Origin of the sequence: Flectobacillus major DSM 103, assembly GCF_000427405.1 — a bacterium.
GTDB classification, from domain to species: domain Bacteria; phylum Bacteroidota; class Bacteroidia; order Cytophagales; family Spirosomataceae; genus Flectobacillus; species Flectobacillus major.
The window spans coordinates 5,328,572-5,344,622 of record NZ_KE386491.1; the positions used below are offsets into that span (position 1 = coordinate 5,328,572).

11 protein-coding genes are annotated in these 16,051 nt (G+C 38.0%); 1 reads left to right on the plus strand and 10 read right to left on the minus strand.

The annotated features are described in order from the left end of the window. Positions 1-103: 103 nt before the first annotated feature. Complete coding sequence (locus FLEMA_RS0164185; protein ID WP_026997624.1) at positions 104-670, minus strand: hypothetical protein; 567 nt, start codon at positions 668-670, stop codon at positions 104-106. Between the two features lie 5 nt (positions 671-675). After that, positions 676-7,677: a DUF6443 domain-containing protein gene (locus FLEMA_RS0164190; protein ID WP_026997625.1), complete on the minus strand. Its 7,002-nt coding sequence runs from the start codon at positions 7,675-7,677 to the stop codon at positions 676-678. 852 nt (positions 7,678-8,529) lie between these two features. On the opposite strand from FLEMA_RS0164190, the gene FLEMA_RS76440 reads away from it, so the two are divergent. After that, positions 8,530-9,333, plus strand: coding sequence for a septal ring lytic transglycosylase RlpA family protein (locus FLEMA_RS76440; RefSeq protein WP_052354355.1), 804 nt, complete (start codon positions 8,530-8,532; stop codon positions 9,331-9,333). A gap of 30 nt (positions 9,334-9,363) precedes the next feature. Here FLEMA_RS76440 and FLEMA_RS0164235 read toward each other — a convergent pair whose 3' ends face one another. The 8 genes from FLEMA_RS0164235 to FLEMA_RS75520 all read right to left on the minus strand — a co-directional run bounded on the left by FLEMA_RS0164235 (position 9,364) and on the right by FLEMA_RS75520 (position 16,050). Continuing rightward, the gene (locus tag FLEMA_RS0164235; protein WP_081681409.1) at positions 9,364-10,149 is read right to left on the minus strand and encodes a sterol desaturase family protein; all 786 of its coding nucleotides are present in this window, start codon (positions 10,147-10,149) and stop codon (positions 9,364-9,366) included. Between the two features lie 35 nt (positions 10,150-10,184). Continuing rightward, positions 10,185-11,126 carry an NAD(P)-dependent oxidoreductase gene (locus tag FLEMA_RS0164245; RefSeq protein ID WP_026998038.1) on the minus strand — a complete coding sequence of 314 codons (942 nt, stop codon included), beginning with the start codon at positions 11,124-11,126 and terminating at the stop codon, positions 10,185-10,187. A gap of 146 nt (positions 11,127-11,272) precedes the next feature. Further along, complete coding sequence (locus tag FLEMA_RS0164260) at positions 11,273-11,479, minus strand: hypothetical protein (protein WP_026997627.1); 207 nt, start codon at positions 11,477-11,479, stop codon at positions 11,273-11,275. A gap of 56 nt (positions 11,480-11,535) precedes the next feature. Beyond that, positions 11,536-12,417, minus strand: coding sequence for a TIM barrel protein (locus tag FLEMA_RS0164265; protein ID WP_044174120.1), 882 nt, complete (start codon positions 12,415-12,417; stop codon positions 11,536-11,538). Positions 12,418-12,612: 195 nt separating this feature from the next. Continuing rightward, on the minus strand, positions 12,613-13,641 hold the full coding sequence (gene pdxA, locus FLEMA_RS75515) for a 4-hydroxythreonine-4-phosphate dehydrogenase PdxA (protein ID WP_044174122.1): 1,029 nt from the start codon (positions 13,639-13,641) through the stop codon (positions 12,613-12,615). A gap of 150 nt (positions 13,642-13,791) precedes the next feature. Then, complete coding sequence (locus FLEMA_RS0164310; RefSeq protein ID WP_052354357.1) at positions 13,792-14,148, minus strand: LytR/AlgR family response regulator transcription factor; 357 nt, start codon at positions 14,146-14,148, stop codon at positions 13,792-13,794. A gap of 120 nt (positions 14,149-14,268) precedes the next feature. After that, complete coding sequence (locus tag FLEMA_RS0164320) at positions 14,269-14,910, minus strand: response regulator (RefSeq protein ID WP_026997630.1); 642 nt, start codon at positions 14,908-14,910, stop codon at positions 14,269-14,271. Positions 14,911-14,916: 6 nt separating this feature from the next. Next, positions 14,917-16,050: a sensor histidine kinase gene (locus FLEMA_RS75520; RefSeq protein WP_044174123.1), complete on the minus strand. Its 1,134-nt coding sequence runs from the start codon at positions 16,048-16,050 to the stop codon at positions 14,917-14,919. Position 16,051 lies beyond the last annotated feature (1 nt).

Below are 16,051 nucleotides of genomic sequence, written 5' to 3' on the forward strand. Positions count from 1 at the left end.
TGTATTAATAAGTAGCTTTAGCAATAATTTTATCACTTGCCACCATTTCAAAGTATTGGTCATTGTTTTTCATTTTATTTTAAGGCATAGATATATGTTAAAATTAATTTGGTAAAAATTCAATTCCGTATATTATAACTTCTTGTTTATTATGATAAATGATAGTTTTAATTCTTTTGGCTTTATAACTCTCTTGGGGTAGAGTTACAGTAGCATAGGAATTAAAGGGTTCATCGAAACTACTCCAAACGCCTTCTTTATTTGTTGAAAATACTTTGTTCCCATCCAGAGTTGCATCAAAAATAACTATGACTTCATCGTTGAAATTTATTTCAAAACTGATTTCTCCAATAACTTCAATTTGATTTTTAATTATATAGTCGTCCCAAGATTCATTAAAATATAAACCGTCAAATATAATTAACCTATTGTCTTTTTTGAATATTTCAATCTTTGAACTCATACTAAAAAACACAGAAAAAACTTCGGTCAATGATTTTTTGAATAATGTCAAGTCGCCTTCTTCGTAACTAATGAAATCATCTAATAAATCATAATTTGTTTCGGAGTTTTCATTTTCTCTAATACCTCTCCATTGCTTAAATGCTTTGACTCCAGATACCAGAAATATTCTACCATTTAAAGTTCCGATATGTTTTATATTTTCCATAAAATTTAATGATTAAGATATTTATTAACTTGCCCTCCTTGAAGTTTTGAACAGTTTGGACAATGTGGGAAAAGTTTGAAAGGACCCTTAGGACTCAATTTTAAAGGTGGTTGATGGTCTGGAATATATATACCATTAGCTGTTTTTGTACCACAAGTATGACATCCATATTTTCTTCCTATCTCATTTATTTGATCCCTAATGGTTGCAAAATTTCTTGTAGCATTCCCTTCGATAGATTCTACTGCATATCTTCCTTCTATCATTGTATTTAAAGATGATTTATGAGTTCCTTCAATCCATGATGATTGCCTCCCCCCATAAACATCCCCTGTTCTATGCCCTGCAAAATCATCAGACCACGCCATTGAACCATCGGCTAATTGTTTTTCAACAGGGCCATAAATGACGTTATCGCTTTCTGCTCGAAACCATTTTCCGTTACTAAGTTTTGTCCAGCCTTCTTGAGTTAGTGCTTTTTGATTGTTAAAAGAGAAAATGCCATGTGAGCCCATTGAACGTGGACTACCACTCCAGAAGTTTTTTCCATTAAACCCAGCAATAGCCCCATTAATGACACCACCCATAGCCCCTCCGATGAGCAAATCTCTCCCAAAGTCGCTTATAGCGTATGAGTCATGAAAATAGGCGGCATTACCAAACCCTTGAATAGGACTACTTGCCGCACTACCAGCTAATCCACCTATAGCACCAGCTACAAAACCACCAGCCCCAGCAGTAGCTCCTCCAGTAGCGGCAAAAGCTGCCCCACCAGTAGCTGCCCCAAGACCCCCAGCAAGAGCTCCGATTCCAAAAGCGGCAGCTCCATCAGTCCAATTTTTAATTTTACCCTGATAAGCTTTAATACCTAAGTTGATAGCTCCACCAAGAACAGCACCAATCCCTATATGTAAGAATCTTCCATCAGGGTCGATATGACTTACAGGGTTATTGGCACAGTAGGCAAAAGGACTGATATGTTGGAATTGGTCCTCAGGGTCAGGGTTGTTCATTCTGCCAATGGTGGCATCGTATTCTCTCCAGTCTAGGCTAGTAAGAGCTGTTTCGTTCTGGTATGGTTTTCCAGCTACAAGATAGTAATCTTGTTTGCTAGGGTTGTCATAATATTGAGTTCCTGCAAGAACATTGCTCCATGGGTCGTAGCTTTGTTCTTGTGTGATTTTGGCAATACCTAGGCTATCTTGGTAACTTAGTCTAAGGTTGGCAAGGTAGTCGGTATAAGCGTATTCTAGTTTTCCATCGACAAACCTTCCTTCTGGATGTTGAATTTCGTCAATATCAAAGTTTTGTAGGGTGGGGTTATTGCCCGAGTAGGAGTAAACTATTTCACCGTTGTATATTGTGTAAGTTGCTAGATTGTTTTTGGTGATTTTACGTTGTATCCTATTTCCTGTGGAAGTATAAAAGTACTCAACTTCAGTACCATTGCCAAAGGTTACTTTCTTGATTAAATCTAAGAAATTATATTCAATATTGGTAATCCCTTTGTTGGTATCGGTTTTGAGTTTGCCATCGGGATAGTAAGTGTAATCGTTGCCAGTTATATCTCTAAAGTCGTTGGCAGGGATATTGCCAGCAATGGAGTCATCTATTTTTTGTAGACGATTGCCATTGTTGAGATAGGTATAGCTAAGGTTGTCGACAAGCCCCCAAGTAGTAGTACCTGTTTTGCTATAGCGTTGCATAGTTTGCAGGTTGCCCATTACATCGTAGCTAATATTGCCGAGGCTATAGTTTTCGTTGGCTTTGTTGCTGGCAAAGCTGGCGTTGGTTAGGCGATTGGCAAGGTCGTAGGTATAAGTAAAGCTACGAGTAGGCGATGATACCCCTGCACTTTTCCAAGTTTGTTTGGCAATACTGCCATCATAATAACGATTGGTTTCATGATAGTCGAGTTTATAACTAAAGAGTTTGTCTTGAGAGGTCAAGAGGTTGTCGGAGTCATCAAGGTTGATGCCTCTGAGTTGGTTACGAATATTGTACGAATATTCGATGAGTTGTAGGGCCGAGCCAGTGTTGTTGGGCTGTAACGAGCCCAGTTGTAGCTGGCTGTTTGGTTGAAACACAAGGTTGCCTTTGTCAAAGAGGCTTCCAGCTTTGGCTATTTGGGTGCTTGGAATAGTAACTACATGGCCTTGATTAATGATAACGTTGTCGCTGATAGTAGGTACAGCTCCTAATAGCCATGTGCTGGTTTGTGTCCATAATCCTGATTGTTTTGACCCTAAAGTAGTGGCACTGGGCTGTATAGCCTTTGTTTTTAGGCGACCAATGGCATCATAGAAGTAACTCGCCATTTTGATTCGAGCTACCTTTTCGGTACTGCCTTGTTTGAGGGTATAGAATAAGTCTTTGAGGCGGCCGTTATGGTCAAAAGCTTGCTCGGTTGTACGGATATAATCTATGGCTCCATTTTTGCGGTAAATCATTTGGTTTTTCAAAACATCGCCTACAAAATTATATTGTATATCTGCTTGATTACGGGCAAGCAGATTATGGTATGAGATGGTTTGGATTATTTGATTTTTATAGTCATAATAACTTACCGACGGAAAAAAGAAATCGCCGTAGATTTCATCTTTGATAAGGCTTCCAGTGGCCAATCCTTTGGCTTTGTTGGTATTGGCAGAATAGGCCGTAGAATTGAAAGTATTGGGCTGAAAATCATAATCGGCAATACTCCCCGAGTACTGGTTGTCGTATCGCCAGTTGTAGTCATCAAAAAAGGCGATGGTTTTGATGGTAGTATTGTTGATATAATCCCTCAGAATATTGGGGAAAGAACGGTTGGTATAAGAGCCTGCTGCTATTCTTTCTTCAAATTGGTTGGCATCGGTAAAGTTATCGAAGTATCCTTGTAGGGTATTTCGTGACGCATTGAGGGTAAATTGTCCAGAACGGATAGTGCGGCCTTGGCCATCTGTTTGGGTATAATTCCAGATATTTCGGGTGGCTTCGTCATCATCTTGGCTCAGTACAGCTTGGTCGAGGCGGTTATATACCAATCTGCTCCAACCTACGCTAGGACTGTGCTTTTCAATAGCTCGGCCGCGTCCGTCGTAATGAAACGCATACACATTTTCATCGAAGACTTCCCACGATTCGATATTAGGAATATGGGTAGCGTTTCCGAGGAGGTTATATGCCTTGGGTGTTAGAACATACCTCAGCCTGCCAGCGTTGTCGTAAATATAGGCTGTCGTAAGAACGCTATTGGCCGATACCTGTACTTCACGCTGAATGGTATTGCCAGCTTTGTCTTTGTACTCGATAACTTTTGCACCTTGCTCGTCGGTGCTTGTTAGTTTGGTGAGTAGGTAGGTACTGTAGGTATCAATGTTGATGGCATTGTCTTGATATTTGAGGTTAAAGCGTTTGATAGCATTGGCTGTTTCATAACGATTTTGTACATACCTACTACTATCACGAAATACTTTGCCTGTACCATAGCTTTTAAAAACTCTACTCAGTGGCGACGCTTCGTATTCTACTACTTCAGCATAAGGCATGGGGTCTTTATAAAAGCTTTTGGCGGTGGCTTTAACAACGCTGGTGTCCAATAAACTACCATCCGATTTGGTGCTTTCAACAGATAGCCAAGTTTTTTTAGGCCGAGCAAATATATCATAATCTATTACACCCGACACAAAGTCTTGTTGGTTGGGCGATGCCTTGTAGTCGATATGCTGTAGGGTTCTGCCCGAGCCATCAATATAAGCTACCGAAATGCTACATTGGGTATGGTCGAGGGCTAGGGCATTGGTGCTTGCTATTCTAGGTATTCTTGTGATAATTCGGTTGTACTGGCTATTGGTAGTAAGCAGCGGGTCGGTATCTTGTTGCCCCCGATAAACGTACTGAATGTGTCGAACAATATTACCGTCTTTGTCTTTTTGTAGCTTGAGTTTTCCATCCAAATAATATTCATTAGTAATCGATAACTCATTGACACCAATCTGTTTGCTAACACCATAGAGGATATTGGCATATTCGGTATTAGTGGTTTGTTGTGATGCTTGCCCCCAATTTGTGATTTGGCTGATCGGGAGGCTAGTATAGGTGCTATGATAAATGGTTTTGTTTTTGGTACCAAAGCGTGTAGATGATTGTATGGGCAAGCCCGTAGCGGTATAAGCCTCTATGGTATTTTTAAGGTCGTATTCGTTGCTACGGGCAAACGTTTGGGTAGAGGTATTGTAATTTACCTCTGTAAAAGAACTTCGAGGAACGTTTTCTAAAACATAGCTTGACCTTGGTAAGCCTGCCTTAAATGTAGCTGAGTCTTTATCATAAAAGGTTTGATAACTGGCATTGATAACCGCCCAGACAAAGTTATTGTCTACTAGGTTTTGCTTTCGTGTAATACTTTCTATGACACCATTGAGAATATGTTTGTTTTGCAAAGCCCGAATACCCTTTTCTTCTATATTATTAGAGGGTAGGGGCGAAAAAACAAAATCTGCAGCATACTTTGTCCAGTGTTCGATAATATTGCCATAGCTATCGCTAGTAGTGGTTTTTACTACCTGATTATGCTTGCCAGGATAGGCTTGTTGATAGGTATTATCGGTTTCATCTTTATAACTATAGGTTGTACTGGATACTACAGGATTGGTACCGTCTTGGCTAAAGATTTTGGAGGTTTCCGAAATGAGTCTATAATAGTAATAAAATTCGTAATAGGCTCTTTCAAAATTATAATTTTTATTAACAAACCTAAAGCTATGATAATTAAATTGGTAAGGAGGCGTTTGTAACCGCTGAACTTCGCCATAAACACTATTTTTTTCAGAAAGAAGTATGTTATTTTTGCTATAAACAGATACGCTTGCTGGTGCTCCGATAGTATTTTCGTGATAAGGATTCCATTTCCAAGGACGAAGATACCTGCTGGTATCGCAAGTAGTAATAGGATAGGGCACTTCGGGAGGATACCGAGTTTGGCAATTGTACGTAACAATTTCCTGAATATTGATTTCGGTAAGAGGTTGTAAAAAAGTAGAAACTGTATAGCCTAAGTTGTCATCTTCTGTACTATTGAGGATAGTTTCTTTGACCCGACTGTACCCAACAGCAGGACGGCCACTTTCTGAAAGGAGTTGCTGATACAAACCCGAATACCAATATTGATTAGGAGCTCCCTGATAATTTACTTTATCATCAAAATGATAAACGGGTTTTAAACATAAAAAGCCCGACGAATTGCCATTGTCTAATTGATAATCATAACGTTTGACAGTTTTTAAAAAAGAAACAGAGTCGATATAGGTTACTTTTTTGATTCTACTTCCTCCAATAATCGACGCATAATTGTTTGCTGTATGATTTTCGTATTCTAAAATCGAGCTTCCTCCTGTTGAATGCGAAATAGCTGTTAGTGTGCCATACTGCGACCATCCAACGGTGGCACTTCTGTTGGCAGCCTGTCCGTTGGCACAATTTCTGAAGGCATCTTGTCCTATCAACAAATTAGCCGACAAAACACCGTTTAAGTAGCCCCAGTGGTCTATGCCTTGTGTAAAGCGACTTGGTAACGGATAGGTATCGTCATAATACTTAAAGGTATATTGGTTGCCATCAGGTTCTTGAACACTCCTGAGTTTGAACCGTTTTTTATGGGTATGTCCCACGGTTTCATACGAATAATTGAAAGGAGGAATGTTAGAAGGGTCGACACCAGTGTTATAATCATACGTAAAATTCCAGTTGTACACCTTGCTGGGGTCGTCTTTGGCATATACTGTAATTTTATGTAAAGCCCTTGCCGAGGAGGTATTGCTAGGTGTTTTAGCAAACTCGTCTATATCCTGGCGAGCAGGGTAGGTGTTATTGAGGTACCAGTAGGGCATCCCAAACTCATTTGTTCCTTGCGACCAGCCTCCTTTGTTAAACTCGACAACGTGTGTACCATTACTAATTTTGTAAAGGGCCGAGCTAGCTACATACACTTTATTGATGTATTTGTCGATACCACTAAACGTACAGTTGAAGGTAGTGGCGGCCTGTTCGGCAATTCTAAAAAAAGAATAAAGCGTACTTTTGTATTCAAATAGCGTTTGGTGTCCAAAGGCTGTTTCTATCTTGGTAAGGTAAAAAGCACTTACAACTTCCTCATAACGACGATAAACCCCAAAATTATAGTTGGATATATTTTTGGCTTGCGTAGCTTCTAGTTCAAAACTACTTTCAAAGGCTGTTGGGCCATCAAAATAGTATTTTGTGCCATCTGGCATTGTTACTATCCAGTTAGAAAAAAAGCCTACTGTCGAATTGTCGATAGCACTCCAAGTAACACTTACATCAATATCTGTTTCGGGGAAAAAATGAGCTTTTCTATTGCTATCAAAACTGAATTTATAACTTGTACCATTGATATTGAGGAGAAAAATGTCATATTGAGGGTCATTTTCTGAGTCATTGTCGGCATATACTCCGTGTTGATATGCTCCTTTTCTGGCAGTTTGAATCAAATTATTATCTAATGTAAACTTGCCTTCATCTGGTAGCCCTCTCGTAATTCTTGTGATCTGGCCACCCGATACTAATAGCCAATTCATGCCTGTCCACGAGGCCACATCGTGTCCTTTCATGCCAGAGGCATTATAAGAAAGTGCAATAGGAACAGAAGCTCCTCCTGCTTCAGAAAGGGTATAGATAGGCAACCCTATAATAGGCGTTCCTGTGAATAGGTTGATTGGAATATCTTGAAAACGATTGATGAAATTACTTTCGGGCGGTGCCACAGGCGTTTGTCCAAGAGGTAGTCCGCCCGCTGCCAGATTGGTTGCAGGAGGATTATTGGGCAATAAAGGGGCATCGGGAAGGCTTTTGTCTTTGAGTACAGTAGGCTTGTCTAAAGGTTGTTCTTTTGGAATAGGCTCTTCAGGCAGGTTAGGTGCTGGGGGTGTTGGAGTTTGTTGGGCAAATAGACTAGTGTTTATCAGCAATAGCAACACTCCAATGTAGCGTGTAAATAGAGTATTCATGGGTAGAATATTTAATTGTTTAAATTTTTGTGATAGGAATTTATTCAGCAACTAATAGGGAAATACTTAGTGAGGAAATTCGTGTACATACACAAACAATGCTTCAATTGTTTTACCTTAAAAATCATGGTTTCGGGCTGTGTTTGAGGTGTTGTAGACCTATTTTATGAATAAAATTAAACAGCTTTATGTTCTGGATATGGCAATACGAAAATGTATAGCAATTTTATAAAAAATTGAGTAAAAAAGTAAATTTTAAATACTTGAAATAGAGCATATTTCCATAAATTATGCCAAATAATTATACTCAATAGCGATACTATTTCAGTTTAAAGCTTTTAGTAAGATAATTGTTTGATAGAAAATGGTATAGTCTCAAAACTCGGCACTTGATAGTTAGCACTCTTATCAGTGGCTGACGATTAATATAAATCAATTATCAAAAATATTTGCTTGCCAATCTGGCTGCTGATAAAAATTACGGTTAATTGCGGGTATCTGGAAAGAATTATGCTGAAAATGAATATTGGAAAAGTACCATTTGTGAAAAATAAATGGTATAATTAATATAATTGAGTTAAAGGTATTGTCAATAATCCTTTGAAATATGCACTAAATGTCTTATATTTAGTGTGTTAGATGACATCTTAAATGTTTTAGAAAAAGGTTTTTTAGGTTTTCTAATAATCTATATATAATTGGCATGAAATTTGACGATGAAGTAGTATAATTATAGTAAAAGCTACTAAATTTGCACCTGCATTCCATGGCAGCTCATAGATATATTGGGTAGATTGGTACTTATAACAACAGCACATCTAAAACTATACATTAAATCAAAGTAGTACGAATATGAGAAAAATAATTGCATCCGCTTTCTTGATACTTGTTCAAGGTAGTTTGATTGTTTCAAAGGCCCAAAATAGCGAATATAGCGGTTCTTATGAAAATACGGTGGTTGAAGAAGGAATTGCAAAGTATTATGCAAAAAATTTGACTGGAAATTTGACTTCTTATGGTGAAAAGTACGATGATTCTCAAATGACAGCGTCACATTCAAGATTCCCTTTAAATACGATTTTGAAAGTGACAAACCTAGAGAATAATAAGTTTGTAGAGGTGCGTGTTAATGATTATTGTAGATGTGAAGACGAAGGTAAAGTTATTAATCTATCAAGAGAAGCCGCTTCTCGATTAGGAATGATTGCTAGTGGACGTGCTCAGGTAAGGGTTGAAGTAGTAAGTGCAAGAGCTCCACAGCCTGTTAATGTTTATCGTGATTATGAGGTTACTACAAGAGACGAACGATTGAGTGCTTCTTTGGCAAGTGCTCCAGTTCAACAGTCAAGCTATTCAACGGCTTTTTCTGCTGAAAAAACTTATGATATAAATGGTGTCGAAAAATCACCACGTGGTTTTGGTGTTCAGGTAACAGCATTGACCAACCTGAACAAAATACAAGATATGTACGATGAGTTGATTAAAATGGGCTTGAGCCGCGATGAAATCTTTATTCAGGTTGGCCAAAAAGATATTGGTAAAGTTTATCGATTAATTTTTGGAGAGTTTTATACCAAAGAAAGTGCCAACGAAAAAATTACATGGCTTTCAGAACGTGGTTATCGAGGCCTTGTTCGTTCTCATTATAACTATTAAAAAAAGGCTGCCTTCACGAAGGCAGCCTTTTTATTTCCTATTCGCAAATTCCTTCTCAAAAGTTGGGCTTTCTGTTTTGGCAATTTTGTCCCAGAAGGTAAAATATAAGCCATAATTGTACCGATAGTATTTATGGTGGTGGCTGTGATGTGTTGCCCCAACCATGTATTTGCCCGTCCAATCTCCCACTGTATTTTTAGGATATATTTCGATGTCTAAATGATTGATTGCTGCTGTAATAGTCATAATACTCAGGTGTGCCACAATGGCATAGATGTGCATTGGTATAACTATTATAATAACGGGCATTATTAAGGCTTCTAATAGCCCCTCTAATGGATGAAACGAAAAGGCTGTCCATGCCGAAGTAATTCTGCTTTCATGATGAACATGATGTACAATTTTATAAATACGAGGCTGATGCATCCATCTATGTACCCAATAATAGTATGTTTCATGTACAAGCATTGCCAACATAATACTTACAGGCAACCAAACAAGAGGGTATTCATGAATATCGAGGTAGATTTTGGTATAGCCTTTTTGCCACAATACAGCGGCTGACGCACCGACAATAGCAAAAATCAAAGAGGTAAGTGTCGACCAAAAGGCTTCTTTTCTAAATTGTTGGGGTGGATAAGGCTTTAGGTTGATTTTTCGGTTGAGCCAAGCTTCTTTTTTCCACCCATAAAAATACAGGTGGCATATACCCGACAAAATCAAATAGCGAACCATTACGCTAAAAAACATAAAACCACAAAGACCAAGAAAAACAATAGGGTCTGTAAAGCTGAGGGAAGGTATTGTTGTTTCCATACCTTTTCAACTCTCCAAACCCTAAAAATGTTTCTTTAAGCTTGTGCTAAACTGAGTTTTATTTTTTCAAAAAGTACCTGATTGATTTTCTCATAGCTTTCGGCTGTCCAGCCTGCTACATGAGGGGTTAGAATAACATTTTTCATCTGAAACAATACCTCATAGAGTATCTCTTGTTCAGGACTTAGTTTATTCATTTTCTCGTTTTCGAGAACATCTAGGCATGCACCCTTTAATTTCCCTGTATTAAGGCCTTTTACGATACATTGTATTGACGCAATTTCGCCACGTGATGTATTTATCAAAAAAATATCTTTTTTAAACTGTTTGATATAATCATTGGTTACCAGATACCGTGTTTCGTCGGTTAGGGGTATATGGAGGCTCAGGACATCTGTTTGTTCAAAAATTTCTTCCATCGAAGCCTCTTCTACAAACTGGTTGCTAAATCCTGTTTTGTATTTGTCATAGGCCAATACCTTTACGCCAAAGCCCGATAGCCGTTGTGCTACAGACTGCCCCATGTTGCCGTATCCAATAAGGCCAATTGTTTTGCCCATTAGTTCGATACCTCGGTTGGCTTCACGTTTCCAAAACTTTTGACGCACCTCAATGTCGGCAGTATTAATTTTGTTGAAGAGGCACAAAATCATACCTATAACGTGTTCGGCAACGGCATCACGATTTCCTTCGTTGGCGGCAAAAATTTGGATATTCTTTTTTTGAGCCTCCTCAATATCGATTAAATCGAGCCCAGCACCAGCACGAGCAATAAACCGCAAATGAGAGACAGTATCTAAAATTTCTTTATCAATAGGTGTTTTACTTCTAATAATGAGTCCATCGTACTGATGGAGGTTTGCCAATAGTTCTGCACGCTTTATTTGTGGTTGGTAATCAGGAACAAGCCCGAGCGACTCCATCATATACATAATGCTCGGGTGCATTTCATCGGCAATTAACACGCTTTTGTTCATAGACTTTGCACCTAATTATGAAATTATTAGGTATTAAAAGTGAAATTATGAGGCAAATAGCCTCGTAATACATACTATTACAATAAAAAAACCTGCCAAATTTACGGCAGGTTCTTCTGTAAATAAAATATTTGGGAATTCTCTTTTCAAGTATTTTGCTCAAATAGCATAGCCACCAAAATTCCTATGCTAATAAAGAAGATAATTTCGAGCGATAACTGAAAAAAATAAAGTGCATCGAATCGAATTTCTTTGAGCCAGTGGATGTCGGCATAAATCATACATGATGTAAGCCCACCACCTACCAAGAATACCCCACGGAAGAGTCTAAATTTCCATTTGTTGCTAATCATATCTCAAAAGATTTAGGATGCTACTTCATCCTCAGTTGAGTACGAATAGCTTATTACTAAAACTTCAATTTTTTCAAATTGTTTAAGCTAATTTCGATACCTTCCATTGGAGTACGTTTGTAGGCCTCAAGCTCAACAATGAAATATTTGATACCGCCAATAGCTTTTTGGTTAAAGATTTCTTGGAAGTTAATATCACCTTCGCCAACTTCAACACTTACATTCTTTACTGGGTCGTGGTCTTTTACGTGAACGTGAGTGAAGCGTCCTTTGTAGTTTTTGAACCATTCGCCAGGTTTTTGTCCAGCCAAAACAGCCCAGTACAAGTCCATTTCAAAAATGATATGTTTTTCGGTGTTGTCCATCAAAGTTTTGTAGAGGGTTTCACCGTTGTAGCTTTTAAATTCAAAATCATGGTTGTGGTAGCCAAATTTCAAGTTCAAAGTTTTGCAGTGCTCAGCAGCTTTGTTAAAAATTTCGGCCATCAATTTACCTTGGCTACGGTCTTCGTCGGCCATATATGGTACAATTGAGTATTTTTGTCCTACTTTGGCCGCATCTTCTACCATTTGTTTCCAAGAATCAGACAATTGACCATTCACATAGTCTTTAGATGTAATCATATTATGAGCTGATGGCATTTTCAAGCCATTGTCAGCCAACACTTTAGCATATTCGCTAGCACTTAGGCCAAAGAATTTGCCATTTGAATACCCAAATCCTTCAACGTTTTTATAACCCATTTTAGCAATTTTGGCTAAAGATGCTTTTGGGTCTTTTGAAATATCTTCACGCACCGACCATAATTGTACACCAATTTGGCTTTTTTCGCCTTTGAATGATTCTGCTAAAAGTTCGTTAGAAAGAAGGGCAGTTCCTGCGGCTGTCAATAAACTCGTTTTTAGGAAATCACGACGAGATGTTTGTTCGTTTAACATTGTAGTAATAAGATTAGTTAAATGATTAATTGGATAGATAATAATTGGAAATTGGCTGTTTAACTTGTTATTAATCAGTTGTTTATTAAGTTATTTAGCTCGATTAAAGTTGTACTGTATATTTAGACTAAAAAAATACCCACTAACTTAACGCTAATGGGTACATTAAATTTGTTTCAAAAGTAAGAAAAAGTTTTACTTTTCTTGTATCTCTTTGATACTTTCTTTACGGTTTTTTACTACATCAATTGCTGTAAAAATAGCTTGGAGCATAGAAGTTTCGCTAGCAGTGTTTTTCCCAGCAATATCGTATGCCGTTCCGTGGTCGGGCGAGGTACGTACAATTGAAAGTCCTGCAGTGAAATTTACGCCATTTTCAAAGGCAATATACTTGAAAGGAATCAAGCCTTGGTCATGATACATCGCCAAAACGGCATCGAAGTGACGGTGTTGCATATTCCCAAAAAATCCATCGGAAGGGAATGGGCCAAATACCAAGTTGCCATTTTGCTTGAATTGCTCAATTACAGGGCTAATCACTTCTTTTTCTTCATTACCCAACAAGCCATCTTCGCCAGCATGAGGATTAAGCCCCAAGACTGCAATTTTAGGCTTTTGCAAGCCAAAATCTTGTGTCAAGGAGTTGAGCATTAGCTGAAGCTTTTGAGTAATACGCTCTTGTGTAACCTGCGAGCGTACACGCCCCAACGGAATATGTCCCGTAACTACACCAACACGAATATCTTCAGAAACCAAGAACATCAATGAATCTTTTGCATCGAAAGCATTGGTAAAAAACTCTGTATGTCCAGGAAATTTGAATTCTTCTGACTGAATATTGTATTTGTTGATAGGAGCTGTAACAATAGCCTCAATCAAACCATCTTTTAAATCCTGTGTAGCTTTTTGCAAACACGCCAAAGCCGCTGCACCAGCATCCTGTGTAACCTTGCCCGATTCTACTTCGGTCTGTTTGTCGTCCCAGCAGGTAATTACATTGGTTACTTTGGGGTTGAGCTGCTGAATACCATTGATACTGTGGAGTGTCCAATCTTTTAAGTCGAGTACTTTTCTGTAATAGCTCAATACCCTTTGCGAGCCATAAATTACAGGAGTACAGATTTTTAGGATACGGTTACTAGAAAGGGCTTTTAGTATAACCTCAGGGCCAACGCCATTATAATCGCCAAGTGTAATACCTATAATTGGTTTTTGATGTTCCATTTTCTTGTTGGTTCTTGTTGCAAACGTCTTTTTGCCAAGCAAAAATCGTATAGAATCATTTTGTTTGCTTTACTAAATTCTTGCAAGTTTACTCAAAAGATAGTGAAATAAAAACCAAAGCCTAAAATCAAGAAATGATAATCTGTTTTTTTAGCCTATTGTACTCATTCTACTAAAGTAGAATTTAACGGAAGCAAATTTTCTTCGAGATATTTCTATGGTATCGCCTGTGTCCATCAGAATCGTCTGGTTATAGCGACAAATAGACTTTACAAAGTAAGGATTAATAAGGTATTTACGGTGTACACGTACAAATTCCATTGGTTTGAGGTATTCTTCTAGAACCTTTAATGTTTTACATATCAAAATTTTTTTTCCCGATTTCAAATGTACTATCGAATAGTTGATGTCGCCACTAAGCATGATAATCTCTGTAAGATCAATGTTTCTTTTTGTTTTTTTATCCATAATTGGATTTTGTCTGAAGTGATTTATGGGATAAGTCATAGTTATAAAAATTTAGCTTTTGGGTAGGTTACCAAGTAGTATGAAATACCATTCAAAAGTCTAAAAATTTATATAAACTAGATTCCCCTAATTGTAGGGGAAATACGAGGGGAAGAAACATTAGGGATGAATGATTTTCTCTAGGATAGCTTTTGAAACGGCCTCTGTAGCTGAATTGACGTGTAGTTTGTCATAAATATTTTTAATATAAAAATTAACGGTAGAGTATTTAATCTGGCAAGCATCGGCTATCATTTTGTAGCTCATGCCATCTACCATACATTTCAAAACATCTTTTTCGCGAGGGGTAAGTGGGTAAAAGCGTGGCGAATGTTGAGTTTTTTTTTCTTGAATACTATTCAATACCTTTCGGGCAATACTTGGACTCATCGGAGATCCACCCTGAAATACTTCCTTGATTGAGTTAATGACTCTTTCATAATCAGAGCCTTTGAGGAGGTATCCTGATGCTCCAGCACAAATAGCCGCAAATACTTTATCGTCGTCGGCGTGGATAGTGTGCATCAAAATTTGAATATTCGGGAAAATTTGTTTAAGAATAATAACAGCCTCAATACCCGATATTTCGGGCATCTGAATATCCATCATAATTACATCGGGTTGTAATCGCTTAACCTTCGAGACAATTTCGGTAGCATCGGAAAAAGCCCCCACCACCTGCATATCGTCGGCCTCTTCGAACATGAGTTTGAGGCTATCAATTTGGGCTCTGTTGTCATCAAATAGTAGTATTCTTATCATAGTGCTTTACTGTTCATGAATAAGCGTAATAATAATGTCTGTACCACGGTCTATTTGCGAAAGAATTTCTAATTTGCCGTGCATTTCATCTACCCGTTTTTTCAAATTTTGTAATCCATTCCCAAAATAAGTTTTTTCGGTGTCAAAACCTTTTCCATCATCATTGATTCTGATAATCAAAAAATCAGCTTGTATTTCTATTTTTGTATAAACCGTTTTTGCATTGGCATGCTTGATAATATTTTGGGTAATTTCCTTAAAAATCAAGAACAAATTGCGACGCTCTTGAATTTCAAATTTTTGGATAAGTAATATATCCGAAATCTCAAAAATGCTTCTTATTTCTTTGGTATTGAGGTTTTCAGATAAATAGTTTTCTATTTTATCAAAAAAAGTTTCGGCCAAATCATTTTGTGGGTTAATGGCCATTACAATGCCTCGCATGGCTTCGGTTGACTCTTTTGAATACCCGATAATCATTTCTAAGATAGGTTTAATATCGGTATCAGGATGCTTTCGTAGCCTTCGTAAGGCTGTTGCTCCCATAGAGTGAATACTGGTAAGTACCGAGCCAATGTCGTCGTGGAGGTCGGAGGCAATACTGTCTCTGATTTCCTGAACTTTTAATTTTTGTCGCAAGCGGTAGTTGAATAACAGGTAAAGAAATATGCTGATAGCCAGTAAAGCGTACAAAAATAACAAGGGAACAAACCACCATCGAGCCCAAAGGGGAGGGGTGATTGTAAGGGGTTGAGTGACTTTGCCTAATTCGGGATGATTGGTCGACTCAAGCACAAAGGTATAATCTCCACTTGGAATATTGGTAAAGTGGGCAAAGTGCTCTTGGGTCGTAATTGCATAAGGCAAAAGTCCTTCTAAACGATACCGAAATAGGGTATTGGGCAAACTAGCATTGAAATAAATAAAAACCGTATTCTGATTATAGTTTAATAAAATAGGCTGCGGACTTGGGCTAAACTTATTGTATTTGACGGTATTGCCTTGTGTTTGGGGGGCTACAATTTGGTTGATACTGATATTTTGTGCCCATCCCTGACTTACTTTTATACAAAATAAGGCAAGGCAATAGCTTGCTAAAATACTTTTTGATCCCCAAAAGCTTTTTAGATAGTAAGGCATA